Raw genomic sequence first — 24,948 nt, 5'->3', positions numbered from 1 at the left:
GCCAATCCGGCCAATTGTCGAACACCCCAGTAGGGCCGAGCGCGCGGAAACGAACCCGCCGCCAGCCCAGGAAGCCCGAATATGAACTCGTCCGTCTCTGCTCTGCCACTGTCCACCCTGAGCCCTGCCAATGAAGCGCTGACCATGCGTCTGCCCAGCTCATTGCAGCTCAAGCAACAATTACCCCTCAGCAACGCCCTGGCCCGGCAAGTCGCCGCCCACCGTCAGGCGGTCCGCGCGATCCTCAACGGTGAAGACTCCCGTCTGCTGGTCATTGTCGGTCCCTGCTCGATTCACGATCCCCGCTCAGCGCTCGAATACGCCGCCAACCTGGCCCGTCTGTCTGCGCAAGTCAGCGATCAGATGCTGCTGGTCATGCGCGCCTACGTCGAAAAACCCCGGACCACGGTCGGCTGGAAAGGCCTGGCCTACGACCCGCACCTGGATGGCAGCGACGACATGGCGGGCGGTTTGACGCTGTCGCGCGAATTGATGCGCGAAATGCTCCAGCTGGGCCTGCCCGTTGCCACCGAGCTGCTGCAACCGATGGCCGCCGGCTACTTTGACGACTTGCTGAGCTGGGTCGCGATTGGCGCTCGTACCACCGAATCGCAGATCCACCGGGAAATGGCCAGCGGCCTGAGCATGCCGGTAGGGTTCAAGAACGGCACCGATGGCGGTGTGGCGGTCGCCAGCGACGCCATGCGCTCGGCCGCCCATCCGCATCGCCATTTCGGTGTCGACAGCCAGGGGCATCCTGCGATCATCCAGACACCGGGCAACCCTGACACCCACCTGGTATTGCGTGGCGGCCATCGCGGACCGAACTACGACCGCGACAGCATTGCCAAGGTGCACAGCGACTTGACCAGACTCAAGATTCCGGCACGGATCATGGTCGACTGCAGCCACGCCAACAGCGGTAAAGATCCGTTGCGTCAGCCCGCCGTGTTCAACGACGTGCTGGAACAACGCCTGCAAGGCGATCGCTCGTTGGTCGGCATGATGATTGAGAGCCATCTGTTCGAAGGCTGCCAACCGTTGAGCCCGTCGCTGCGTTACGGGGTGTCGATAACGGACGGCTGCCTGGGCTGGACCGGGACAGAACAATTGTTGCTGCAGGCAACCGAGCGACTTCGTGCACAACGCTGCACTCAACAGCCTGAGTGATCCATGCCCGCCTTCCAGTTCTGAATCGATCACTGGAAGGCGGCTTATGCAGTTTAAGACTGCACTTGCACCAACGTGACTTCGGACTGCTGGCTCACATCGTCGAGACGTTCGACCGAATAGGCGACTCGGACCGTCAAGTCCCGATGCTCGCGCCAGAACCTGTAGGGAACGATAAATACCAGCGGCTGACCGGCCATTTCCCTGGAAATCTCCCGATCATCGCGGTGACTGGAATGCTCCCCGTCACACTTCAGATAGACCAGTTCCCCTTCTTCAGCCTGGGCGTTATCGATCACGATGGTGACACCGTCGATCGCATCCTGCATATCCAGCCAACCCTCATCGGCTTCCAGCACGGAGGGTGGCAAAAGCGGCCCTCGTTTCAACGGCCCGATCAACAACTGCGCAGGTTCCGAGAGACGAGGCTCTTGCCCCGTTTGCTCGACGCAATAGCTGATCGTAACGGCTGTCCCGAGGTTAGGCGCAATACAGTCGGCGCTTACCCAGAACGACAGTTCACCGCCCACTGCAAAGGATTCGATGTTCAATGAGTCATTGAAGCTCGCTTGAGTCGTACCCCCCGCCCAGGACAGCACGACCCGATCGCCAATCGCCATCCGGGCATACGGTCTGATCGTTACGCGCGCGCCCTCGGCGACCCTGTCCGGATCGAGCGTGCCGCCCACCGCATCATTCACAATCGCTGGCAGCAAATCGTGCCGGACATCACCGATGTTCAGGTATAAGCGCCCGGACTCCACAGGTTTACGAAGGCGCGCGCTGTAGAGCGTGTAGTAAACCTCGAGTGACCCGCCGTCCAGTGCGGCGATGTGTACAGCCGATACGCAAAAGACCACCGCCTTGCCCACTTGGGCGTCACTGACAAAACGCGACACCTCATGCCGATACGCAACGCCCTCTGTATCGATACCTGACCAGGACATGACCAGTTTGTCTCCGCAGGCCATGTTCGGGTAAGGCGCGACGGTGACGACGGCCTTGTTTTCGGCCGGATCGAGCACCGAGTTATCCGCTTGGTCCAGCTGTGGTGCCGCCATGTATTGCTCTGCAATATTCAGGTTGTCTGCTTCATAAATGGTCATTCATACGCTCCAGTCCTTGGAATAGATGTCGCCTCGAAGGTCGACATCGAACGAAGCCTATTGAAACCCGCGGGGCCAATCCGCGATGCCGGGCAATCGCTCCGGTTTGCACGGAAAAATGACGTTTCAGAGGTAGGTCATTGCGACGACGCGCTCGACCATCGTTAAAAAGATGTCCGAATATTCCGACCAAGACCTCATGCTCATCCGAGTTTTCGCACCTTTTCTATTCCGTTTTCATCAGGTTACAGCGGCTTTTTCATACATCGCCGAGGGGTTGGCGTGCTTTAGAGTGCCCCCCTTGAACACACACCTGACCTACTGCGAAAAAGGAATTCACATGCTACGGAATGCAACCACTCACTATCCGATCCTGCTGGTCCACGGGCTCTTTGGCTTCGATCGCATCGGCAATCTGGAACTGTTTCATGATGTCAAACTGGCCCTGAGAGATGCCGGCGCCAGGGTGTTTATCCCGCACCTGTCCGCGACCCACAGCAATGAAGCCCGCGGCGAACAACTGCTGGCGCAGATCGACCGGGTACTGCAAGGAACCGGTGCCAGCAAAGTCAACCTGATCGGTCACAGCCAGGGCGCACTGGCTGCGCGATATGCGGGGGCGCTGGCGCCAGAGGCGGTCGCTTCGGTGACGTCGGTCAGCGGGCCGAACCATGGCTCGGAACTGGCCGACTTCCTGCGTAAGGCGCTGACGCCCGGACGCCTGCCGGAACAGGTCGCCGGGGCGGTGGCCACCCTGTTCGCCGACTTCCTGTCGTTGCTCAGTGGCAACCGGCACCTGCCGCAGAATGCCATCGCCGCGCTCAACGCGCTGACCACCGAAGGCGTCGGCGCATTCAACGACAAATACCCTCAAGGATTGCCGAAAACCTGGGGAGGCAAGGGTCGCGAACTGGTGAATGGCGTACGCTACTATTCCTGGAGCGGCACCCTGCAGGAAAATACCCTCGACGAGGGGCTCTATGCGCTAAACCCGCTGCACGGGTTCCTTCGGGCCTTCTCCCACTACTTCACCACCGAAGCCGAGCAGAATGACGGCATGGTCGGCCGATTCAGCTCCCATCTGGGTAAAGTGATCCGTTCGGACTATCCGCTGGATCATCTGGACAGCCTCAGCCAGACCACTGGTCAGGTCCGCAAGGGCATCGACCCGATCGCCCTGTATGTACAGCATGCCGAACGCTTGAGAAATGCCGGCCTTTAAGCAATGCCCCTGAAACCGGACGGAACTTTGTGGAAGAAATAGCCGCCTGAATCCGGTAGGCTCCGCACTTTACTGAACATTGAATGGAGTATTTCCCATGGCCAAAGCCACTGCCCGTCACATCCTGGTTTCCAGCGAAGCAAAGTGCAACGAACTCAAGGCTCAGATTGAAGCCGGCGCCGATTTCGCCGAAGTTGCCAAAGCCAACTCCACCTGCCCATCGAGCCGCCAGGGCGGTGACCTGGGTTCGTTCGGCCCGGGCCAGATGGTCAAGGAATTCGACACCGTGGTCTTCAGCGCACCGATCAACGTGGTGCAAGGCCCGGTCAAGACCCAGTTCGGTTACCACCTGCTGGAAGTGACCAGCCGTCAGGACTGATCAACACTTGAGTTTTTCTACACAACGGCCCGCCTTTTTGGTGGGCCGTTGTGTTTTCGTTACGTGATACGGCTGGCGAGGGACGCGCCGCTAGCGTACAAATTGTGCTTATCGATCACCCGGCTCTAAGGCTGACAATGCGACTGGCTTTCCCCTCCTTGTTGTTCACTGCCGTGGCTCTGTTGTTGGGCGCCGCCAGTGTGAACGCTGCACCGCAACAGGCGCTGACCGTGTACGGTGAACCGGCGAAGTATCCCGCCGGTTTCAGTCATTTCGCCTACACCAACCCGCAAGCGCCCAAGGGCGGCACGATGCGTCGCTCGGCCGTGGAAATCGGTCATTTCGACCATATCCTGCCATACATCGACAAAGGCATAGGCGTCACACAGATTGACGGCCTGATCTACTCGCCCCTGGCCCAGCGCTCGCTGGACGAGCCCTATACCGTGTACGGCCTGGTGGCGCAAAAGATGGAGCGCTCCGACGACGGACTGTCGCTGCGTTTCTACCTGAACCCGAAAGCCCGTTTCGCCGACGGCCAGCCGATCACCGCCGAGGACGTGCGCTACACCTTCGACCTGCTGATGACCCAGGGCAGCCTGCGCTATCGCACGCAATTCGCCGATGTCAAAGGCGTCGAAGTGGAGTCGCCGCGAACCATTCGGTTCGACTTCAAGAGCAACGAAAACCGCACCCTGCCCCTCGACATTGCCACCTTGCCGGTGTTTCCCGAACACTGGTGGAAGACCCGCGACTTCGCCGACGGTGGCGGGTACGAGCCGCCACTGGGCAGCGGGCCGTACCGCGTGAGCAAGGTCGACTCCGGGCGCAGCATCACCTTCGAGCGTAACGCCGACTGGTGGGCCAGGGATTTACCGGTCAGCCGCGGCCTCTACAACTTCGATCATTTCAGCATCGAGTACTTCGGCGATACCGACGTCGCCCGTCAGGTCCTGCGTGGCGGCGCCTACGACTACAACCGCGAATTCTCCGCCACCGCCTACTCCATCGGCTACGAGAGCCCGGCCCTGAGCGACGGTCGCCTGCAAAAAGCCCACCTGGCAACGCAGGCACCGCAATCGGCCCAGGGCTTTGTGTTCAACCTGCAAAACCCGATGTTCCAGGACCGTCGCGTGCGCCAGGCGCTGGCCATGCTCTGGGATTTCGAGTGGAGCAACCGGCAGATGATGCGCGACCTGTACATCCGCCAGCAGAGCTTTTTTTCCAACACCGACCTCGCTGCCCGACAACTGCCCGACGCGGGTGAGCGGGCGATCCTCGAACCGCTGCGCGGGCAGATCCCCGACGAAGTCTTCACTCAGGTCTTCGAAGCACCGAAAACCGATGGCAGCGGCGTGATACGCGACAAACAGCTGCAGGCCCTGGACCTGCTCGAACAGGCCGGCTGGAAACCCGATGGCGATCAACTGGTCAATGCCCAAGGTCAACCGCTGGCCTTCACCTTTCTGATCAGCCAGAACGGCATGGACCGATTGCTGCTGCCGTACAAGCGCACCCTGAAACAAATCGGCATCGACCTGAACATTCGCCGCATCGACGCCTCCCAGTACGTCAACCGCCTGATGTCCCGGGACTACGACATGATCGTCACCGGCTACCCGGTCACCACCTCGCCGGGCAACGAGTTGTACAACTACTTTGGCTCGGCGGCGGCCACCGATCCGGGCTCCAACAACTACATGGCGCTGAAGAACCCGGCGGTCGATACGCTGATCAACGGCCTGGTTCGCGCCACCACCCAGGCCGACATGCTGCGCTATGCCCATGCCCTGGACCGGGTTCTGCAATGGAACTTCTATTGGATTCCCAACTATTACCCGCCAGGCAGCTCGACCGTGTGGTGGAACCGCTTCGGCATTCCTTCCGTGCAAGCGAGCAATGACGAAGCCATCGAGAGTTGGTGGGAAGTCAGCGCCACGCCCCTGACCAACCAACAGATGACCGCCGAACTGATCAAGCGCGGCAAACCCGGAGGGCCACGCTGATGTGGGCTTACGTACTGCGGCGCTTGCTGCTGATCGTTCCGACGCTGGTGATCATTCTTCTGGTCAATTTCGTCATCGTCCAGGCCGCACCCGGTGGCCCAGTGGAACAGGCTATCGCACAGCTGCAAGGCATCGGCGGCGCAAGTGTCGGCGGCGGTTCCAGCGAAGCCGTGCATGGCAGTTCGCGCGCCAGCCGAGGGCTCGACCCGCAGCTGATCAAGGAGATCGAAAAACAATACGGTTTCGATAAACCCGCACCGGAACGCCTGTGGCTGATGCTCAAGAGCTACGCCCGGCTCGACTTCGGCAAAAGCTTTTTCCGCGGCGCCACGGTCACCGACCTGATCCTGGAAAAAATGCCGGTGACCATTTCCCTCGGACTTTGGGCGACGCTGATCACTTATTTGGTGTCCATTCCACTGGGCATCCGCAAGGCCGTGCACCACGGCAGCCATTTCGATATCTGGAGCAGCACCGCAATCATTATCGGTTACGCGATGCCGGCGTTCCTGTTCGCGATGTTCCTGATCGTGGTCTTCGCCGGCGGCACCTCGTTGAACTGGTTCCCGGTGCGCGGCCTTGTTTCGGACAACTTCGAATCGCTGTCGACGGTCGGCAAAATCGCCGATTACTTCTGGCACCTGGTGCTGCCGGTAACGGCGCTGGTGGTCGGCGGTTTCGCAACCCTGACCATCCTCACCAAAAATTCCTTCCTCAATGAAATCACTCGCCAGTACGTGGTCACCGCCCGGGCCAAGGGTTTGAGCGAACGCCAGGTGCTTTACGGCCATGTGTTTCGCAACGCGATGTTGCTGGTGGTGTCGGGGATTCCGCAGGCCTTCATCAGTGTGTTTTTCGCCGGATCCCTGCTGATCGAAGTGATCTTCTCCCTCGACGGCCTGGGTCGCATGAGTTACGAAGCCGCGGTATCGCGGGACTATCCGGTGGTATTTGGTTCGTTGTTCATCTTCACCCTCTTCGGCCTGCTGATAAAAATCATCGGCGACCTCTGCTACACCCTGGTCGACCCGCGCATCGACTTCGCCGCGAGGAACGCCTGATGCTCAAGCTCTCGCCGCTGGGCCGTCGCCGTTTCGAACGGTTCAAGAAAAACCGCCGGGGCTGGTGGTCGCTGTGGTTGTTTGTCGGCCTGTTCCTGCTGACCCTGGGCGGCGAGCTGATCGCCAACGACAAACCACTGCTGGTCAGTTATCAGGGCTCGCTTTACTTCCCGGCCTTCAAACGCCACACCGAACAGGCGTTCGGCGGCCAACTGCCCTTTCAGGCCGATTACCGCAGCGACTACGTGCAGAAGCTGATTCACAAGGACGGCGGCTGGATGCTGTTTCCGCCGATCCCGTTCAGCGACGACACGCCCAATTACGACCTCAATCAACCAGCGCCGAGCCCACCGTCGAAGATCAACTGGCTGGGCACCGACGATCAGGCCCGGGACGTGTTGGCCCGGGTGATTTTCGGGGCACGTGTGTCGATTCTGTTCGCACTGGCGCTGACGTTCATCAGCGCCTTGATCGGTATCACCGCCGGTGCATTGCAGGGCTATTACGGCGGCTGGGTCGACCTGCTCGGTCAGCGCTTGCAGGAAGTCTGGTCGGGGTTGCCGGTGCTGTACCTGCTGATCATTCTGTCGGGCTTCGTCGAGCCGAATTTCTGGTGGCTGCTGGGGATCATGGCGCTGTTTTCCTGGCTGGCCCTGGTGGACGTGGTGCGCGCCGAGTTCCTGCGTGGGCGTAACCTGGAATACGTCAAAGCCGCCCGCGCGCTGGGCCTGACCGACCGCAAGGTGATCGTGCGGCACATTCTGCCCAACGCAATGAACGCCACCCTGAGTTATCTGCCGTTCATCCTGACCGGGGCGATTTCCACCCTCACGGCGCTGGACTTTCTCGGTTTCGGCATGCCAACCGGCAGCGCGTCCCTGGGCGAGTTGATCGGTCAAGGCAAGCAGAACCTGCAAGCACCGTGGCTGGGGCTGACGGCGTTTTTCACCCTGGCGCTGATTCTTTCTTTACTGGTGTTCATTGGCGAGGCATTGCGTGATGCCTTTGATCCACGATCCTGATTCCCGATCATGAGACGGACTGTTGATATGACTGACAACCTGATCGAAATCCGTGACCTCAACGTGGCCTTCAGCGGCCAGACCGTGGTGCGCAACCTGTGCCTGGACATCCGCCCCGGCGAATGCCTGGCGCTGGTCGGCGAGTCTGGATCCGGCAAGTCGGTGACCGCGCACTCGATCCTGCAACTGCTGCCCGAAAACGGCACGCAAACCACTGGCAGCATTCGCTATCGCGGCCAGGAATTGATCGGCGCCGACGCCAACGTCTTGCGCGAGCTGCGCGGCAACCGGATCGCGATAATCTTCCAGGAGCCGATGACCTCCCTCAATCCGCTGCACAGCATCGAAAAGCAGATCGGCGAAACCCTGCTGCTGCACAGAGGGCTGGGTGGCAAAGCGGCGCAAGCGCGGATTATTGAGTTGCTGCAACTGGTTGGCATCCAAAAACCCGAAGAGCGGCTCAAGGCCTACCCGCACCAACTGTCCGGCGGCCAGCGGCAACGGGTGATGATCGCCATGGCCCTGGCCTGCGAACCGGAATTGCTGATCGCCGACGAGCCGACCACCGCGCTGGATGTGACGGTGCAGCGCAAGATCCTGCGGCTGCTCAAATCTCTGCAACAGCGGCTTGGCATGTCGCTGCTGCTGATCAGCCACGACCTCAATCTGGTGCGCAGCATGGCCCAACGGGTGTGCGTGATGCACGCCGGGGAAATCGTCGAGCAGGCGCCTTGCGAAACGCTGTTCACCGAGCCGAAACACCCTTACAGCTGCGTGCTGCTGAACGCCGAGCCGGAAGGTGAAGCCCTGCCCCGGGACGAGCGTGAAAACGTGCTGGAAGTGGAGAATCTGCAAGTGCGGTTCACCCTCAGTGGCGGGCTGTTCCAGCGTAAGACTTACCTGCGCGCCGTGGACGGCATCAGCCTGAACGTTCAACGCGGCAAGACCCTGGGCATCGTCGGTGAGTCCGGTTCGGGCAAGTCCACCCTCGGTCAGGCGATCCTGCGCTTGCTCGATTCCGAAGGCAGCATTCGCTTTCAGGGTGAGGCGCTCGACAACTTGACGCAAAAGCAGCTGCGACCGTGGCGCAAGAAAATGCAGGTGGTGTTCCAGGACCCCTACGGCAGCCTCAGCCCGCGAATGTCGGTGGCGCAGATCATCAGTGAAGGCCTTGAGGTGCACAGCCAGTCCACCCCGGACGAATGCGAAGCCCAGGTGATCCGGGTGCTGGAAGAAGTCGGCCTCGACCCGCAAAGCCGTCATCGCTACCCGCACGAATTCTCCGGTGGCCAACGCCAGCGCATCGCCATTGCCCGGGCGCTGGTGCTAAAACCGGCGCTGATCCTGCTCGACGAACCGACCTCGGCCCTCGATCGCACGGTGCAAAAACAAGTGGTCGCCCTGCTCCGCCAGCTTCAGGAGAAACATGGCCTGACCTACCTGTTCATCAGCCACGACCTGGCGGTGGTGCGCGCCCTGGCCCATGACATGATCGTGATCAAGGACGGCAAAGTGGTGGAAAGCGGCGCCAGCCATGATGTGTTTGAATCGCCGCAGCATCCGTATACCAAGGAGCTGTTGGCGGCGGCGCATCCGGGGTTGGCATAATCGGCGGCATGCCGTTGGACCGCGTCGCGGCCTTCGCGGGCAAGCCTCGCTCCTACAGATCACAATCCCTGTAGGAGCGAGGCTTGCCCGCGAAGAGGCCCGCACAGACACCACACACTCTGGACATGACACCGATGAACACCACCGAAAGCCTCAAGGACTACCAGCGCGTTCGCACCCTGGCGATCCGCTCGCTGTTCGAGATCATCGAGCAATCGAGCGAAGGCACGGTGATTGTCGACCGCGACGCGAACATCGTCTGGATGAACGAGCGTTATGCCCGGCGATTCGGCCTGGAGTCGGCCGCAGGTGCCATCGGCAGGGCCTGCGAAAGCGTGATCCCCGGCAGCCTGTTGCGCGAGGTGGTGCGCACCGGCCGACCGATTCTGCTGGACATGCAAGACACCCCCAAGGAACCGCTGATCGTGATGCGCCTGCCGATTCACGACGATGCCGGCGCGGTGATCGGTGCCATCGGTTTTGCCCTGTTCGACGAGCTGCGCAGCCTGTCGCCGATGCTCAAGCGCTACCTGAGCATGCAGGAAGAACTGGCCTCGACCCGCTCGCTATTGCGGGCGCGGCAGACCAAATACAACTTCGCGCACTTTATCGGCACCAGCGCTGCCAGCCTTGAGGTCAAACGCCGTGCCCGACGCAGTGCCAGCGCCGAGTCGCCGGTGCTGTTGCTCGGTGAAACCGGCACCGGCAAGGAGCTGCTGGCCCAGGCGATCCACGGCGCATCGCCTCGGGCGCACAAAGCCTTTGTCAGCATCAACAGCGCGGCGATTCCCGAGTCGCTGCTGGAAGCCGAGTTCTTCGGCACCGCCCCCGGAGCGTTCACCGGCGCCGACCGCAAGGGCCGCGCTGGCAAGTTGCAGATCGCCCAGGGCGGTACGTTGTTTCTCGACGAGATCGGCGACATGCCGCTGCCGCTGCAAAGCAAGTTGCTGCGGGTATTGCAGGAAAAAGAATTCGAACCGGTGGGCTCCAACGAAGTGGTTCAAAGTGATGTGCGAGTGATTGCAGCCACCTCCACCGATCTGGTAGCGGCGATCAAACGCGGCGAGTTTCGCGCCGATTTGTATTACCGCCTCAACGTGCTGCCGATCCAGGTCCCGCCCCTGCGTGATCGCCTCGACGACTTGCCGGCTCTCAGTGAAGCCATCCTCGAAGAGCTGCGCAGTCAGCACGAATTGAACCGCGAAGCCCTGGATTTGTTGGGGCAACACGCCTGGCCGGGGAACATTCGTGAACTGCGCAACGTGCTGGAACGGGCGGCGTTGCTCAGTGATGACTTGATGTTGAACGCGGCGGATATCCGCGCGGCGATTGGCAGTTTTACCCCGGTGGAGCGTGCGGCGTCTCTGCCCCTTGAACCGATTGCCCATGAAACCTTCAGTGAGGCTCGCGAACGGTTTGATCGACAATTGATTGAGTCCGCCCTCGCGCAATGCGGCGGGAAGGTCATTGAAGCGGCGGCGCGGTTGGGGCTGGGGCGGTCGACGTTGTACAAGAAGATGGTGGCGTTGGGGATTGCCGAGTCTCCATAAAGAGACATAGATCTCTATTGGTAGATAGGGACTCATCGCGGGCAAGCCCGCTTCTACGGGTCGTGCAATTTCGTAAATAACCACAACCCTGTAGGAGCGGGCTTGCCCGCGAAAGCGTCAGCACAACCACAAAAAAGTCTCGATACAGAGACAAAAATCAAAAAAAAAACACCTCGCAAACCAATAATAACCTTAAATTTCAACAATTTAGATATCTGGCACGAAACCCGCTATAGCCCTCTCCACCAAGCTTCACCCTACAAAAATAACAATCCAGGAGAGACACACCATGAGTGTGATCATTGCCTTGGCAGCCCTAGCGCTGCTGATGGTCGCTGCTTACCGTGGCTACAGCGTTATCCTCTTTGCCCCGATCGCCGCCCTCGGCGCCGTCCTGTTTACCGACCCTTCCGCCGTGGCCCCCGTCTTCACCGGGGTGTTCATGGAAAAAATGGTCGGCTTCGTCAAACTGTATTTCCCGGTGTTCCTGCTCGGTGCGGTGTTCGGCAAGCTGATCGAGTTGTCGGGCTTCTCTCGTTCCATCGTCGCGGCGGCGATTCGCCTGCTCGGCACTCGCCAGGCGATGCTGGTGATCGTGTTGGTCTGCGCCCTGCTCACGTACGGCGGCGTGTCGCTGTTTGTGGTGGTGTTTGCGGTGTACCCGTTTGCCGCCGAGATGTTCCGCCAGAGCAATATCCCCAAGCGCCTGATCCCGGCGACCATCGCCCTCGGCGCGTTCTCGTTCACCATGGACGCCCTGCCCGGCACCCCGCAGATCCAGAACATCATCCCCAGCACCTTCTTCAACACCACCGCCTGGGCGGCGCCTTGGCTGGGGGTGATCGGCACGATTTTCGTGTTCTGCGCCGGCATGCTGTTTCTGCAACGCCAGCGCAACAAGGCCCAGCGCACCGGTGAAGGCTATGGCTCGGCGCTGCGCAACGAGCCGGAAACCGCGCCGGACATCCAGCTGCCCAACCCGTGGATCGCGCTGTCGCCGCTGTTGCTGGTGGGCCTGATGAACCTGCTGTTCACCCGCTGGATTCCTGTGTGGTACGGCAAAACTCACAGCCTCGCGCTGCCGGGCATGGCCGCTCCCGTAACCACCGACATTGCCAAGCTGACGGCGATCTGGGCGGTCCAGGCGGCCTTGCTGGTGGGCATCATCATGGTGCTGGTGTTCGGCTTTCAGGCGATTCGCGGCAAGTTGGCCGAAGGCAGTAGAAGTGCGGTCAGCGGCGCGCTGCTGGCGGCGATGAACACGGCGTCGGAATACGGTTTCGGCGCGGTGATCGCCTCTTTGCCAGGTTTTCTGGTGCTGTCCGGCTGGCTCAAGAGCATTCCCAACCCGCTGGTCAACGAAGCGATTACCGTGACCCTGCTGGCCGGTATCACCGGCTCGGCGTCGGGCGGCATGAGCATCGCTTTGGCGGCGATGTCCGAGAGCTTCATCAGCGCCGCCCACGCCGCCAATATTCCGCTGGAAGTGCTGCACCGGGTCGCCGCGATGGCCAGTGGCGGCATGGACACCCTGCCGCACAACGGCGCGGTGATTACCTTGCTGGCGGTCACCGGATTGACCCACCGCGAGGCCTACAAAGACATTTTCTGTATTACGCTGATCAAGACACTCGCTGTTTTTGTGGTGATCGGTACTTTCTACGCCACTGGCATTGTGTGAGGTATTCATGACGACTCTTTCGGGCAAGACCGCACTGGTCACCGGTTCCACCAGCGGCATTGGTCTGGGGATCGCCCTGAGCCTGGCCAAGGCTGGCGCCAACCTGATCCTCAACGGTTTCGGCGATGCGTCGACGGTGATCACTGAGGTCGAGCAATTCGGTGGCAAGGTCGGACATCACCCGGCCGACGTCAGCGACCCGGCGCAGATCGCCGATATGATCGAGTATGCCGGGCGCGAGTTCGGTGGCGTGGATATCCTGGTCAACAACGCCGGCATCCAGCACGTGGCGTCGGTGGAAGAGTTTCCGGTGGAGCGCTGGGACTCGATCATGGCGATCAACCTGTCGTCGGTGTTCCACAGCACCCGCCTGAGCCTGCCGGGCATGCGTACCAAAGGCTGGGGACGGATCATCAACATCGCTTCGGTGCATGGCCAGGTCGGTTCAGTGGGCAAAGCGGCGTACGTCGCGGCCAAGCATGGCGTGATCGGCCTGACCAAAGTGGTCGGTCTGGAAACCGCTACGACCAACGTGACCTGCAATGCCATTTGCCCGGGCTGGGTGCTGACGCCGCTGGTGCAAAAACAGATCGACGATCGCGCCGCGACCGGGATCGACCCGCAGCAGGCGCAACATGATTTGCTGGCCGAGAAGCAGCCGTCACTGGAATTCGTGACGCCGCCGCAACTGGGTGAGTTGGTACTGTTTTTATGCAGCGAAGCCGGTAGCCAGGTGCGTGGGGCGGCGTGGAATATTGATGGTGGGTGGTTGGCGCAGTAACCTGCCGCCCTCACTGATCGTTGATCGTTCCCACGCTCCGCGTGGGAATGCCTCAATGGACGCTCTGCGTCCGCTCTTGGGACGCGGAGCGTCCCGGGCTGCATTCCCACGCAGAGCGTGGGAACGATCTGATGCATAAACAAGAAGAGGCCAAGCCATGTCCGACATCCTCTGGCAACCCGGCACCGAGCGCATCGGCAAGAGCCGCATGGAGGCCTTCCGGCGCTTCGTCAATCAGCGACACACCCTTGAGATCGCCGACTACCCTGCCCTGCACCAATGGAGCATCGACCAGCGGGAAGCCTTCTGGCAGGCCATCGTCGATTTCTTCGACATCCGTTTTCACGATCAGCCAGACGCGGTGCTGATCGAGGGTGCGCAAATGCCCAGCGCCCGGTGGTTCCCTGGCGCCACGCTGAACTTCGCCGAACATCTGCTGCGCCGTCGCGACGACGCTGTTGCGGTGGTGGCCATCGGAGAAAACGGCCAACGGGAACAATTGACCTGGGCCGAACTGGCAAGCCAAGTCGCCGGTTTTCAAAACGGCCTGAAAGCCGCCGGTGTCGGCCTCGGCGACCGCGTGGCGGCGTGCATGCCGAACACCTGGCAAACCCTGGTGGCCATGCTCGCCACCACCAGTCTGGGCGCGATCTGGTCCTGCTCGTCGCCCGACTTCGGCACCCACGGGGTGATCGACCGCTTCGGCCAGATCGAGCCGAAAGTGCTGATCACCTGCGCCGGTTACCGCTACGCCGGCAAAGAGATCGACCAGACCACCAAGGTCAATGAAATCCTCGGACAACTGCCATCCTTGCAGCAATTGATTGTTGTGCCTTACGCACGCCCTCAAGCGCGCATCGAGGATTTCCGCAGCCAGGCCAACGTGACCCTGTGGGAGGATTTCTACGACCCGGGCGGTGAGCCGCAATTCGTTGCCGTGCCCTTCGCTCATCCGCTGTACATCCTCTACTCCAGCGGCACCACCGGCGTGCCGAAGTGCATTGTGCATGGCACCGGCGGCGTGCTGCTGCAACACGTCAAGGAACATGGCCTGCACACCGATCTCGGCCCCGGCGACCGTTTGTTCTACTACACCACCTGCGGCTGGATGATGTGGAACTGGCTGGTCTCGGCCCTGGCCGTGGGCAGCGCCGTGGTGCTGTATGACGGCTCGCCGTTTCATCCAGGCCCGGAGCGCTTGATCGACCTGATCGACGACGAACGCCTCAACGTCTTCGGCACCAGCCCGAAATTCCTCACCGCGCTGGAAAGCAATGGCTTGAAGCCGTGCGACAGTCATGACCTGAGCAGCCTGAAAACCATACTGTCCACCGGCTCGGCGCTGTCGCCGCAAAGCTTCGATTACGTCTACCGCGGGTTCAAGTCCGATCTGTGTCTGTCTTCGATGTCCGGCGGTACCGATATCGTTTCGTGCTTTGTGCTCGGCAACCCGGTGCTGCCGGTGCGCCGTGGAGAGATGCAATGCAAGGGCCTGGGCATGGCGGTCGAGGTCTGGAACGACGCCGGCCAGTCGGTGATCGGTGAAAAAGGCGAACTGGTGTGTACCCGGCATTTTCCGGCGATGCCCATCGGATTGTGGAACGACCCGCAACAGGAAAAGCTGCGCGCCTCGTATTTCAGCCTGTTCCCCGGCATCTGGGCCCAGGGCGATTACGCCGAGCAACTGCCCCACGGCGGCATGCTGATCCACGGCCGCTCCGACGCGGTGCTCAACCCCGGTGGGGTACGCATCGGCACGGCGGAAATCTACCGTCAGGTGGAGAAAGTCCCGCAGGTGCTGGACAGCGTCGCCATCGGTCAGCAATGGCAGGATGACGTGCGAGTGGTGTTGTTCGTGAAGTTGCGCGATGGCGTCAAACTGGACGAAGCGCTGCAACAACAGATTCGCCAGGTCATCCGCGCCAACACCACGCCGCGGCATGTGCCGGCGAAGATAGTCGCGGTGACGGATATTCCGCGCACCATCAGCGGCAAGGTGGTCGAGTTGGCGGTGCGCAACGTGGTGCATGGCCAGAAGGTGAAGAACACCGATGCACTGGCCAACCCCGAGGCACTGGAGCAGTTTCGCGACCGCCCCGAACTGAATGACTGACGCCGGCGCTAGTCCACCAAACCCCATTCACCCGGCGGTGCATGGGGGTTGGACGTGGTTTCGGCGTGCATTTTCAGCCGCAGGCGCAAGTTATTCACCGAGTCCGCATGTTTCAACGCCTCTGCCTCATCGATTGCGCCCTCGGCAAACAGCGTGAACAACGCGCCATCAAAGGTCTGCATTCCCTCCTCTGAAGACTTCTCCATGATCCCCTTGAGTTCGCCAAACTCGTTGCGCCGGATCAGGTCGCCGATGGTCGGCGTTCCGAGCATCACCTCCACCGCCGCCCGACGCTGCCCATCGCGGGTACGCACCAGGCGTTGGGAAACAAACGCCTTGAGGTTATTACCCAGATCGTGGAGCAGCTGCGCCCGGCGTTCTTCCGGAAAGAAATTGATCACCCGGTCCAGCGCCTGATTGGCGTTGTGCGCATGCAACGTGGAAATCACCAGATGACCGGTATCGGCAAACGCCAACGCATGCTCCATGGTTTCGCGGTCGCGAATTTCGCCGATCAGCACCACGTCCGGCGCCTGGCGCAGGGTGTTTTTCAGCGCAGCGTGGAAACTGCGGGTATCGACGCCGACCTCGCGCTGGTTGACGATCGACTTCTTGTGCCGATGGATAAACTCGACCGGGTCTTCGATGGTGATGATATGGCCGCTGCTATGACGGTTGCGGTAATCGATCAGCGCCGCCAGCGAGGTCGACTTGCCCGAGCCGGTCGAGCCCACGAACAGGATCAGCCCTTGTTTGAGCATCACGGCTTCGAGCAGCACCGACGGTAGTTTCAAGTCTTCGAAGCGTGGAATGTCGAGTTTGATGTTGCGCGCCACGATGGACACATCGTTGCGCTGCTTGAAGATATTGAGCCGGAAACGCCCGACCCTGGGCAGGGAAAGCGCCAGGTTCATTTCCAGTTCCCGATCGAACTCCAGGCGCTGTTCGGCGTCCATGATGGATGCGGCAATGGCTGCCACCTCTCCTGGCTTGAACGGTTGATCGGTCAGGGGTTTAAGCACACCGTCAAATTTCGCGCTGGGTGGCGCGCCGGTGGACAGGTAAAGATCAGAGCCATTTCGGCTGGCCAGAATCTGCAACAATGCATCGATTTCCATGGCAAAAAGCACCCGCGAAGCATTCAAGGAAAAAATGACCCCATGCGGGTCATCCAGCGTCTACCACCCAGCAAGGATAGTAGACGCCGCCACATTGACTCACGCGCAGGACATGTAGATGAACGCACCACCGACCGCCAGCGATGCCCAGGCCTTGATTGCCCGACTGGACTGGACAAACAACCCGCTGGGTGCCGCTGAAAACTGGCCGCAGAGCCTGCGCACCGCCGTGGACATCGTGATCCACTCACCGATGCCCATGCTGTTGCTGTGGGGCCCGCAGCTCACCCAGATCTACAACGACGGTTTCGCCTTCCTCGCCGGCGGTAAACATCCTCATGCTTTCGGACAACCGACGCACCTGATCTGGCCGGAACTCAAAGACTTTACCGACCCGATTTACAGCGCCGTCCTACAGGGCCAGGTGCGGACCTACAGCGAACAACGCTTCACCTTGCAGCGCGACGGTCGGGATTCCGACTTCTGGCTGGATTTGACCTACAGCCCCATTCGCAACGAAAGCGCCGAAGTGGCCGGGATTCTGGTCACCGCCATCGAAACCAATGAACGCCGCCGCATTGCCCTGGAGCTCGAACAACGCTCTGCCGCCAGCCTCAAGGCCCAGCAAGAAACCGAGCAGCGTCTGCAACTGGCGCTGGCCGCCACCGATGCCGTCGGCACCTGGGATTGGGACATTGGCGAAGACCGCTTCATCGCCGATGCCCACTTCGCGCAATTGCACGGCGTCGCCCCGGGCATGGCCAGCCAATTGCCCATCAGCGAATACCTGCACGGCGTGCACCCGGAAGACCGCGCCATGATTGCCCGCAGCATCAAGCACTGCATCACCCATGGCAGCGAGTACGCCGAGGAATATCGCTTGCTGCAGGCCGACGGCCAGTTGCGCTGGGTGTTTGCCCGGGGCCGTTGCTACAAGGATCACCATGGTCGGCCGATCCGTTTCCTCGGCGCAGCCCTGGACCTGACCGAACGCAAACACATCGAACAAGCCCTGCGCCAGAGCCAGACCGAGCTGCAACTGATCATCAACGCCATGCCGATCCTGATCAGTTACGTGGACCGCGAGGAGCGCTTTCGCCTGAACAATGCCGCCTACCTGGAATGGTATGGCCTGACGCCCCAGGAGCTTTACGGCCGCACCATCCGTGACGTGCTGGGCGATGAAGCCTATGCCCTGCGCGCCGAACACATCGCCGAGGCGCTGAAAGGCAAAACCTGCTGTTTCAGCATCAGCACCTCACATCGCGATGGCAGCACCCGTCAGGCCCTGATGAACTACCTGCCCCGTCATGGCTCGGATGGTGCGGTGAATGGTTTCTACATCTTCGTGATCGACGAGACCGAGCGTAAACAGACCGAAGAGGCTCTGCGTAACCTCAACGAAACCCTTGAAGAACGCGTGAGCGCCCGCACCCAACAACTGGCCGAAGCCAACCAGCGACTGCAGAACGAGATGTTCGAGCGTGAGCGCGCCGAGGACGCCTTGCGGCATGCGCAGAAAATGGAAGCGGTCGGCCAGCTCACCGGCGGCATCGCCCATGACTTCAACAACATGCTCACCGGGATCATCGGCAGCCTCGATTTGATGCAACGTTACATCGCCAATGGTCGCGCCGATGAAATCGGTCGTTTTACCGAAGCCGCGGTGTCTTCAGCCCACCGCGCCGCGGCCCTGACCCACCGGTTGCTGGCGTTCTCCCGGCGTCAGTCACTGGATCGCAGACCACTGGACGCCAACCAGCTGGTGCATTCCCTGGAAGATTTGCTCAGCCGCACCAAGGGCGATCACATCGAACTCAGACTGAAGCTGGCCGACGAGGTCTGGCCGGTCAGCACTGACGTCAGCCAACTGGAAAACGCCTTGCTCAACCTGGTGATCAATGCCCGGGACGCGATGCCCGATGGCGGCGAGTTGCTGATCGAAACCGCCAACGTTTACCTCGACGGCAGCGACATCACCACCCTGGAACCGGTCAGGACCGGGGACTACCTGATGATTGCCGTCAGCGACAACGGCGCCGGCATGACGCCATCGGTATTGGCCAAGGCCTTCGACCCGTTCTTCACCACCAAACCCATCGGCCAGGGCACCGGCCTTGGACTGTCGATGATCTATGGTTTCGCCCAGCAGTCCGGCGGGCATGTCAGCCTGCAAAGCCGGCCGGGCCAGGGCACCTGCGTTCGTCTGTATTTGCCACGGTTGCACGTCGCGGTGCCGGAACACACGCTGACGCCGGTCACCGGTGAAGCTCCGCCAGCAGTTGCCGGCGAAACCGTGGTGTTGGTGGAAGACGATCCGGCGGTGCGCATGCTGGTGCTCGACCTGCTCAAAGAGTTGGGTTATCACGCCCATGAAGCCGAAGATGCGCAGAGCGCCCTGCCCTTGCTGGAATCCGACCTGCGGGTCGATCTGCTGGTGACCGATGTCGGGTTGCCGGGCATGAACGGTCGACAGCTGGCGGAAATCGCTCGTCAGCACCGCCCAGAGCTCAAAGTGTTGTTCATTACCGGTTATGCCGAGAAAGCCGCTGAACGTCAGGGTTTCCTGGAGGAAGGCATGGACATGGTGGCCAAACCCTTTTCCATGGACCTGTTGGCCAACAAGATTCGCACGATGATCGGCCAAGCCGACTGAGTTAAGGCATAATCGCGCGCCCCACGCTGGCACCAACATAGCCACCACCGTTGCAAGGTACGCCCAATGAAAGCCCAAGCCCGCCATATTCTGGTGAAAACCTCGGAAGAAGCCGAGCAGCTCAAACAACGCATCGCCAAGGGCGAAGCCTTCGATGTGCTGGCCAAGAAATACTCCACGTGCCCGTCCGGCAAACGCGGCGGGGACCTTGGCGAAGTGCGGCCCGGGCAGATGGTCGGGGCGATCGACGCGGTGATCTTCAAAAAACCACTGCGGGTGGTGCACGGGCCGATCAAGAGCAAGTTCGGCTATCACCTGGTGCAGGTGTTTTACCGGGATTGATCGGTTGGCTCTATCTATAGGGTGAGGCTCCCTCGCCACAAAAAACACAACAACCCCAAAGATTGCATTTCAATCTTTGGGGATCAGTGCCCCAGGCACCTGAATCACCCGACTCGCCAACCGATGCCCCGCCTCTGCGGCCTCGACCGGGCTACCGCCCTTGAGCCGGCAAGCCAGATACGCCGCACTGAATGAATCCCCCGCCGCCGTGGTATCCACGACCCGTTCGACCACCTGCGCCGGCACTTCGAACGACTCACCACCACAACGAATCAGACACGCCTCGGCACCGCGCTTGAGCACCACTTCGGGCGTGCCCATCTGTTCGTAAGCGGCAAACACCGCCGCGCAATCGGAAAAGTGGAACAGTGCCTGCTCGTCGTCAACCGTCAGCAACGCCAGGTCGACATAGGGCAGCACACTGCGATAAGCCGCCCGCGCGTCCTCGACCGAGGCCCACAGCCGTGGTCGATAATTATTGTCGAATACGATCCGCGCATCCCGCTGCCGGGCTTCGATCAGGGTGTCCAGCAGTTTCTCCCGGCCCTGCTCACCGAGCACCGCCAGGGTGATACCGCTGAAATACAGCACGTCGTAATCCGGCAGCGCCGCCAGGATCGGCGCGGCCGCCGGGGTGGTAAAACAATCGCGCACTGCCGCTTCGTTGCGCCAGTAGAGAAAACGCCGCTCGCCGGCCGCGTCGGTCTGGATGCAATACAGGCCGGGCAAGCGACCGGGCAAACGCTGGACCATGCCCAAGCCGATGTGTTCGCTGGCCCAGCTCTGGCACATTGCATCGCTGAAACTGTCGTCACCCAGGGCCGTGACGTAATCCACCGAGCCGCCGTCGCCCAACTCACGGGCCAGGTAGACCGCAGTGTTCAGGGTATCGCCGCCGAAGCTTTGTTGCAGAGAGCCGTCGGCGCGCTGCTGCAATTCGATCATGCACTCGCCGATCAGAGCGATGCGCGGGATGTTGGGGCCCAGAGGGCTGATGTTGTTCATGTTGTGGGGGCTCTTAAAAACAGGTTTCCATGGTTTCGATGACATTCAATTGCTCATCCACCAGACACCCGACGCGCCACTTGTCGAACGTCAAACACGGGTGCGAAGTCCCGAACGAAATGATATCGCCCACCCGCAACTCAACCCCCGGCGCCACCGTCATGAACGCATGCTGGTCCATCACCGCCGTGACCTTGCAGGCACTCACATCCTCGCCGATCGCCGGCACCACGCCGGCCTTGTAACGCAGCAGTGGCACCGGCAAACCGGCGTCATAAGCCACGTCGCGCTTACCCAGGGCGATCACCGCAAAACCCGGCTCCGGCAACGACTGCACATGCGCCCAGATTTCCAGCGCCGGGCGCAAACCTTCGTGCAAGTCACTGCGACGGTCGAGCACACAACATTGCGCTTCTTTGTAGATGCCATGGTCGTGGGCCACGTAACTGCCGGGGCGCAGCACGCTGAGGAATCGGCCGCCGGCATTCTGCGCTTCGAACGACTCGGCGATCAGGTCATACCAGGCCGAACCCGATGCGGTGATGATCGGCTTGGCAATGGCGAACGCACCGCTGTCCTGCAACTGCACCGCCAAACGCACCAGGGAGGTGGCGAATTCGCGGATGCCACTGACGGCGTGATCGCCATGAATCACCCCTTCGTAACCCTCGATGCCGGTCAGCGCCAACGCCGGTTGAGCGGCGATCGCCTTGGCCAGCGCCAGCACTTCGGCTTCGGTGCGGCAACCGCAACGACCGCCGACCACGCCGTACTCGATCATCACGTTCAGGCGCACGCCGCGCGAGGCGAAATACGCGCCGAGGTCGGCGACGTTATCCGGGTGATCGACCATGCAATAGAACTCGAAGGTCGGGTCTGCCAGCAGATCGGCGATCAGCGCCATGTTCGGCGTGCCGACCAGTTGATTGGCCATCAGCACCCGGCGCACACCATGGGCGTAAGCCGCGCGGGTTTGCGTGGCACTGGCCAGAGTGATGCCCCAGGCACCGGCGTCCAGTTGGCGACGAAACAGCGCCGGGGTCATGCTGGTTTTGCCGTGGGGCGCCAGTTCCGCGCCGCTATGGCTGACGAAGTCCTGCATCCAGCGAATGTTGTGTTCCAGCGCGTCGCGGTGCAGCACCAGCGCCGGTAGGCTGACGTCACGCACCAGGTTGGCGCCAGTGTGGGCAAAACCCTTTTCCACGGCGGCAGTATTTTTGGAGTACATGGTCGATCTCCTCACACACGCGGCCGCAGGCAGCCGCTGTTATTCGTTGATACGCCGGGCAAGGCTGTTGGCGCTGTCGATCAGCACCCGGCGATAGTCGTTGTAATTGTTCTTCGCATCGGCCCGTGGAGCGACGATGCACAGGGTCGCGATGGCCACACCGTTCGGGTCTTTGACCGGGGCGGCGAAGCAATGGGTGAAAGTGTCGGCGACGCTGTCGAAGGAAAAGAACCCATCGATACCGGCCTGGCGGATTTCTTCAAGAAACCGCTCCAGCGGCAGGCGTTCGCCGTCGGGCAGGATGAAGTCGTCGGGGTCGATCAAATCGACGATCTCCTGATCGCTCAGGTGCGCCAGCAACAGGCGTCCGGAAGCGGTCCAGGGGATCGGAGCGTTCTCGCCGATGTCCGAAGAAATGCGAAAATGCCGCTCGCCCTCTTTCATCAATGCCACGGTGTATTTGCGCCCGTTGAGCAGGCACATCTGCGCGGTTTCGTGGGTCTGGCTGACGATCTCCTGCAAGGCGTGATCGGCCTCGCGGGACAGGTCGAAATGGCGCAAATGCGCCTGCCCGAGGAAGTACAACTGACGGCCGAGGTAAACGTGACCGTCCTTGCCCACGGGTTCGAGAATGCGTCGCTCCAATAAGGACGCAACCAATTCGTAGACCGTGGATTTCGGGCTGCCGATGCCACTGGCGATTTCGTTCGGGCGCAGGGGCTGGCCGATTTCCTTGAGGAAATCGAGGATGTCGAACGCCCGGTCCAGACCGCGAGCCCGGCGCTTGATGGTGTCTTCGGTCATGTTTCAGGTTCCCATTCAAAGTGCCGGGAGTTTACCGCTAATGATNATGGTGTCTTCGGTCATGTTTCAGGTTCCCATTCAAAGTGCCGGGAGTTTACCGCTAATGATCGTTCCCACGCTCGGCGTGGGAATGCCTCAACGGACGCTCCGCGTTCGGCTCTGGATGTGACGCGGAGCGTCACGCGATGCATTCCCGCGCCGAGCGTGGGAACGATCATTAGCCTCAGGCCTTTTTCTTGTACGCGATGCAATCAATCTCGACCTTGCAATCGACCATCATGCTCGCCTGCACGCAGGCCCTCGCCGGGGCGTGTTCGCTTTTGAAGTACTCGGAAAACACCTTGTTGAAACTCCAGAAATCCCGCGGGTCTTCCAGCCACACGCCGGTACGAACCACGTCTTCCAGACCGTAACCGGCTTCTTCCAGGACCGCGATCAGGTTTTTCATGGTCTGGTGAGTCTGCTCGACAATCCCGCCCACGATGATTTCGCCATCCACCGCCGGCACCTGGCCGGACACGTGCAGCCAGCCATCCGCTTCGACAGCACGGGCGAAAGGACGGGGCTGACCGCCACCGGCGGTGCTGCCGGCGCCGTAACGAGTAATGCTCATGGGTGTTTCTCCTGTTAAAAAAGTGAAGACTTAAAAACGGGTGTTCTTGAGAAATTCCGCCAGCCGCGGCGACTGCGGGCGCTCGAACAGTTCCTTGGGTGGCCCCTGCTCTTCGATCCGCCCCTGATTCATGAACACGATCTTGTCCGAGACCTCGAAGGCAAAACGCATTTCATGAGTCACCAGCAGCATGGTCATGCCGTCCTCGGCCAACCCCTTGATCACGTTCAGCACTTCGCCCACCAGTTCCGGATCGAGGGCCGAGGTGACTTCATCGAACAGCATCAGGCTCGGGTTCATCGCAATCGCCCGGGCAATCGCCACGCGCTGCTGCTGGCCGCCGGACAACTGACCGGGGTAATGATCGCGACGGTCCAGCAGGCCGACCCGCTCCAGCCATTTTTCCGCCAGCGCCACCGCCTCGTCCTTGTGCAGCTTTTTGACTTTGAGCAACCCGAGGGTGACGTTCTGCAACGCGGTGAGGTGCGGGAACAGGTTGAATTGCTGGAACGCCATGCCAGTCATGGCGCGATGGCGGGCGATGACTTTTTCCGGGTGGCGCACGCGTTTGCCGTTGACCTCGTGATAGCCGATGGATTCGCCGTCGAGCAGAATCTGCCCGCCCTGGAATTCTTCAAGCATGTTCACGCAGCGCAACAGCGTGGTCTTGCCCGAGCCGCTGGAGCCGATCAGCGTGACCACGTTGCCGCGCTGCATCGTCAGGTCGACGCCCTTGAGCACTTCGAGCTGACCGTATTGTTTGTGCAGGCCGCGGATGTCCAGCAGCGCCTGGTTCTGGGTCGAAACTTGAGCTTGTGTCATGGCAAGGCCACCCGCTTTTCAATGTGCCGGCCGAGTAATTCGATGGCGTAGTTGATGACGAAAAACAGCAAACCGGCGAACAGGTAAAACTCCAGGGTCATGAACGTCCGGGCGATGATCTGCTGGGTGCTGAGCAGCAACTCGGAGACGCCGATCACCGACAACAATGTCGAGGCCTTGACGATCTCGGTGGACGAGTTGACCCAGGTCGGCAGAATCTGCCGCAGCGCCTGGGGCAACAACACGTAGCCCAGCGCCTGGTAAAACGTCAGGCCGATGGCCTTGCTCGCCTCCATCTGGCCGCTGGGCAGCGCTTGCAACGCACCGCGCACAATCTCGGCGACGTGGGAGCCGCAAAACAGCGTCAGCCCCAAGGTGCCGGCCCCGAACGCGCTGATCTGCCAGCCCAGCGCCGGCGCCATGTAGAAGCAGGCCAGCACCAATACAAACACCGGCGTGCCGCGAATGATGTCGACGTAAAACCGGAACGGCGCGCGCATCCAGAACGTGCCGTAAGTGAGCACCAGACCGGCAACGATGCCGACCAGCGTGCCCAGCAAAATCGCCAGCGCCGAGCACTGCACACTGGTCAGAAAGCCCTGCCACAGCACTTCCCGGGCCACCCACAACTCATGCAACCAACTGGGGGATTCGTACATGG

Annotated in this window: 21 protein-coding genes; 13 read left to right on the top strand and 8 right to left on the bottom strand. The window is 61.1% G+C overall.

The window, feature by feature from the left end; translation table 11 throughout:
* The first annotated feature begins 81 nt into the window (after positions 1-81).
* On the top strand, positions 82-1,170 hold the full coding sequence (locus tag HCU66_RS08010; protein ID WP_205887967.1) for a 3-deoxy-7-phosphoheptulonate synthase: 1,089 nt from the start codon (positions 82-84) through the stop codon (positions 1,168-1,170).
* A gap of 53 nt (positions 1,171-1,223) precedes the next feature.
* Here HCU66_RS08010 and HCU66_RS08005 read toward each other — a convergent pair whose 3' ends face one another.
* Positions 1,224-2,276 carry a hypothetical protein gene (locus tag HCU66_RS08005; protein WP_205887966.1) on the bottom strand — a complete coding sequence of 351 codons (1,053 nt, stop codon included), beginning with the start codon at positions 2,274-2,276 and terminating at the stop codon, positions 1,224-1,226.
* 340 nt (positions 2,277-2,616) lie between these two features.
* Here HCU66_RS08005 and HCU66_RS08000 point away from each other — a divergent pair, with 340 nt between their 5' ends.
* From HCU66_RS08000 to HCU66_RS07955, 10 genes are all read left to right on the top strand, one after another.
* Positions 2,617-3,498, top strand: coding sequence for an esterase/lipase family protein (locus HCU66_RS08000; protein WP_205887965.1), 882 nt, complete (start codon positions 2,617-2,619; stop codon positions 3,496-3,498).
* 97 nt (positions 3,499-3,595) lie between these two features.
* Positions 3,596-3,877 (top strand): peptidylprolyl isomerase, encoded by a 282-nt coding sequence (locus HCU66_RS07995; protein WP_175378130.1) that lies wholly within the window; start codon positions 3,596-3,598, stop codon positions 3,875-3,877.
* A gap of 137 nt (positions 3,878-4,014) precedes the next feature.
* Positions 4,015-5,883 (top strand): extracellular solute-binding protein, encoded by a 1,869-nt coding sequence (locus HCU66_RS07990; protein WP_205887964.1) that lies wholly within the window; start codon positions 4,015-4,017, stop codon positions 5,881-5,883.
* Positions 5,883-6,944, top strand: a complete 1,062-nt coding sequence (locus HCU66_RS07985) for a microcin C ABC transporter permease YejB (protein WP_205887963.1) — start codon at positions 5,883-5,885, stop codon at positions 6,942-6,944. The genes HCU66_RS07990 and HCU66_RS07985 overlap by 1 nt, the downstream gene beginning before the upstream one ends.
* The gene (locus tag HCU66_RS07980) at positions 6,944-7,966 is read left to right on the top strand and encodes an ABC transporter permease (protein WP_205887962.1); all 1,023 of its coding nucleotides are present in this window, start codon (positions 6,944-6,946) and stop codon (positions 7,964-7,966) included. The genes HCU66_RS07985 and HCU66_RS07980 overlap by 1 nt, the downstream gene beginning before the upstream one ends.
* Before the next feature lie 27 nt (positions 7,967-7,993).
* Positions 7,994-9,574 carry an ABC transporter ATP-binding protein gene (locus tag HCU66_RS07975; protein ID WP_205887961.1) on the top strand — a complete coding sequence of 527 codons (1,581 nt, stop codon included), beginning with the start codon at positions 7,994-7,996 and terminating at the stop codon, positions 9,572-9,574.
* 134 nt (positions 9,575-9,708) lie between these two features.
* Positions 9,709-11,124 (top strand): sigma-54 interaction domain-containing protein, encoded by a 1,416-nt coding sequence (locus tag HCU66_RS07970; RefSeq protein WP_205887960.1) that lies wholly within the window; start codon positions 9,709-9,711, stop codon positions 11,122-11,124.
* 289 nt (positions 11,125-11,413) lie between these two features.
* Positions 11,414-12,805: a GntP family permease gene (locus HCU66_RS07965; RefSeq protein WP_205887959.1), complete on the top strand. Its 1,392-nt coding sequence runs from the start codon at positions 11,414-11,416 to the stop codon at positions 12,803-12,805.
* 7 nt (positions 12,806-12,812) lie between these two features.
* Positions 12,813-13,586 (top strand): 3-hydroxybutyrate dehydrogenase, encoded by a 774-nt coding sequence (locus HCU66_RS07960; RefSeq protein WP_205887958.1) that lies wholly within the window; start codon positions 12,813-12,815, stop codon positions 13,584-13,586.
* A gap of 157 nt (positions 13,587-13,743) precedes the next feature.
* On the top strand, positions 13,744-15,699 hold the full coding sequence (locus HCU66_RS07955; RefSeq protein ID WP_205887957.1) for an acetoacetate--CoA ligase: 1,956 nt from the start codon (positions 13,744-13,746) through the stop codon (positions 15,697-15,699).
* Positions 15,700-15,707: 8 nt separating this feature from the next.
* On the opposite strand, the gene HCU66_RS07950 is transcribed toward HCU66_RS07955, so the two are convergent.
* On the bottom strand, positions 15,708-16,817 hold the full coding sequence (locus HCU66_RS07950) for a PilT/PilU family type 4a pilus ATPase (protein WP_205887956.1): 1,110 nt from the start codon (positions 16,815-16,817) through the stop codon (positions 15,708-15,710).
* A 118-nt stretch (positions 16,818-16,935) separates the two neighbouring features.
* On the opposite strand from HCU66_RS07950, the gene HCU66_RS07945 reads away from it, so the two are divergent.
* Together HCU66_RS07945 and HCU66_RS07940 are read left to right on the top strand one after the other, a co-directional pair.
* On the top strand, positions 16,936-19,473 hold the full coding sequence (locus tag HCU66_RS07945; RefSeq protein WP_205887955.1) for a PAS domain-containing hybrid sensor histidine kinase/response regulator: 2,538 nt from the start codon (positions 16,936-16,938) through the stop codon (positions 19,471-19,473).
* Positions 19,474-19,539: 66 nt separating this feature from the next.
* Positions 19,540-19,815 (top strand): peptidylprolyl isomerase, encoded by a 276-nt coding sequence (locus HCU66_RS07940; protein WP_007933743.1) that lies wholly within the window; start codon positions 19,540-19,542, stop codon positions 19,813-19,815.
* 69 nt (positions 19,816-19,884) lie between these two features.
* On the opposite strand, the gene HCU66_RS07935 is transcribed toward HCU66_RS07940, so the two are convergent.
* The 6 genes from HCU66_RS07935 to HCU66_RS07910 all read right to left on the bottom strand — a co-directional run bounded on the left by HCU66_RS07935 (position 19,885) and on the right by HCU66_RS07910 (position 24,946).
* Positions 19,885-20,820, bottom strand: coding sequence for a sugar kinase (locus HCU66_RS07935; protein ID WP_205887954.1), 936 nt, complete (start codon positions 20,818-20,820; stop codon positions 19,885-19,887).
* A 13-nt stretch (positions 20,821-20,833) separates the two neighbouring features.
* Positions 20,834-22,048 (bottom strand): amino acid deaminase, encoded by a 1,215-nt coding sequence (locus HCU66_RS07930; protein WP_205887953.1) that lies wholly within the window; start codon positions 22,046-22,048, stop codon positions 20,834-20,836.
* 39 nt (positions 22,049-22,087) lie between these two features.
* Positions 22,088-22,852, bottom strand: coding sequence for an IclR family transcriptional regulator (locus HCU66_RS07925; RefSeq protein WP_205887952.1), 765 nt, complete (start codon positions 22,850-22,852; stop codon positions 22,088-22,090).
* A 223-nt stretch (positions 22,853-23,075) separates the two neighbouring features.
* Positions 23,076-23,465: a RidA family protein gene (locus HCU66_RS07920; protein WP_205887951.1), complete on the bottom strand. Its 390-nt coding sequence runs from the start codon at positions 23,463-23,465 to the stop codon at positions 23,076-23,078.
* Between the two features lie 30 nt (positions 23,466-23,495).
* Complete coding sequence (locus HCU66_RS07915) at positions 23,496-24,287, bottom strand: amino acid ABC transporter ATP-binding protein (RefSeq protein ID WP_205887950.1); 792 nt, start codon at positions 24,285-24,287, stop codon at positions 23,496-23,498.
* A complete protein-coding gene (locus HCU66_RS07910) occupies positions 24,284-24,946 on the bottom strand; it encodes an amino acid ABC transporter permease (RefSeq protein WP_205887949.1) in 663 nt (220 codons plus the stop codon). The genes HCU66_RS07915 and HCU66_RS07910 overlap by 4 nt, the downstream gene beginning before the upstream one ends.
* Positions 24,947-24,948: the final 2 nt, after the last annotated feature.

Origin of the sequence: Pseudomonas frederiksbergensis (assembly GCF_017114915.1) — a bacterium.
Taxonomy (GTDB): Bacteria; Pseudomonadota; Gammaproteobacteria; order Pseudomonadales; family Pseudomonadaceae; genus Aquipseudomonas; species Aquipseudomonas frederiksbergensis_I.
Note: the sequence above shows the minus strand (reverse complement) of the source record. Positions and strands in the feature narration are given on the sequence as shown.

Coding starts and splice junctions, on each gene's coding strand:
- HCU66_RS07975 (WP_205887961.1), top strand. CDS start 7,994: ATGACTGACAACCTGATCGAAATCCGTGACCTCAACGTGGCCTTCAGC.
- HCU66_RS07965 (WP_205887959.1), top strand. CDS start 11,414: ATGAGTGTGATCATTGCCTTGGCAGCCCTAGCGCTGCTGATGGTCGCT.
- HCU66_RS08000 (WP_205887965.1), top strand. CDS start 2,617: ATGCTACGGAATGCAACCACTCACTATCCGATCCTGCTGGTCCACGGG.
- HCU66_RS07925 (WP_205887952.1), bottom strand. CDS start 22,852: ATGACCGAAGACACCATCAAGCGCCGGGCTCGCGGTCTGGACCGGGCG.
- HCU66_RS07970 (WP_205887960.1), top strand. CDS start 9,709: ATGAACACCACCGAAAGCCTCAAGGACTACCAGCGCGTTCGCACCCTG.
- HCU66_RS07915 (WP_205887950.1), bottom strand. CDS start 24,287: ATGACACAAGCTCAAGTTTCGACCCAGAACCAGGCGCTGCTGGACATC.
- HCU66_RS07920 (WP_205887951.1), bottom strand. CDS start 23,465: ATGAGCATTACTCGTTACGGCGCCGGCAGCACCGCCGGTGGCGGTCAG.
- HCU66_RS07930 (WP_205887953.1), bottom strand. CDS start 22,048: ATGTACTCCAAAAATACTGCCGCCGTGGAAAAGGGTTTTGCCCACACT.
- HCU66_RS07950 (WP_205887956.1), bottom strand. CDS start 16,817: ATGGAAATCGATGCATTGTTGCAGATTCTGGCCAGCCGAAATGGCTCT.
- HCU66_RS07985 (WP_205887963.1), top strand. CDS start 5,883: ATGTGGGCTTACGTACTGCGGCGCTTGCTGCTGATCGTTCCGACGCTG.
- HCU66_RS07910 (WP_205887949.1), bottom strand. CDS start 24,946: ATGTACGAATCCCCCAGTTGGTTGCATGAGTTGTGGGTGGCCCGGGAA.
- HCU66_RS07980 (WP_205887962.1), top strand. CDS start 6,944: ATGCTCAAGCTCTCGCCGCTGGGCCGTCGCCGTTTCGAACGGTTCAAG.
- HCU66_RS07945 (WP_205887955.1), top strand. CDS start 16,936: ATGAACGCACCACCGACCGCCAGCGATGCCCAGGCCTTGATTGCCCGA.
- HCU66_RS08010 (WP_205887967.1), top strand. CDS start 82: ATGAACTCGTCCGTCTCTGCTCTGCCACTGTCCACCCTGAGCCCTGCC.
- HCU66_RS07995 (WP_175378130.1), top strand. CDS start 3,596: ATGGCCAAAGCCACTGCCCGTCACATCCTGGTTTCCAGCGAAGCAAAG.
- HCU66_RS07935 (WP_205887954.1), bottom strand. CDS start 20,820: ATGAACAACATCAGCCCTCTGGGCCCCAACATCCCGCGCATCGCTCTG.
- HCU66_RS07990 (WP_205887964.1), top strand. CDS start 4,015: ATGCGACTGGCTTTCCCCTCCTTGTTGTTCACTGCCGTGGCTCTGTTG.
- HCU66_RS07955 (WP_205887957.1), top strand. CDS start 13,744: ATGTCCGACATCCTCTGGCAACCCGGCACCGAGCGCATCGGCAAGAGC.
- HCU66_RS07940 (WP_007933743.1), top strand. CDS start 19,540: ATGAAAGCCCAAGCCCGCCATATTCTGGTGAAAACCTCGGAAGAAGCC.
- HCU66_RS08005 (WP_205887966.1), bottom strand. CDS start 2,276: ATGACCATTTATGAAGCAGACAACCTGAATATTGCAGAGCAATACATG.
- HCU66_RS07960 (WP_205887958.1), top strand. CDS start 12,813: ATGACGACTCTTTCGGGCAAGACCGCACTGGTCACCGGTTCCACCAGC.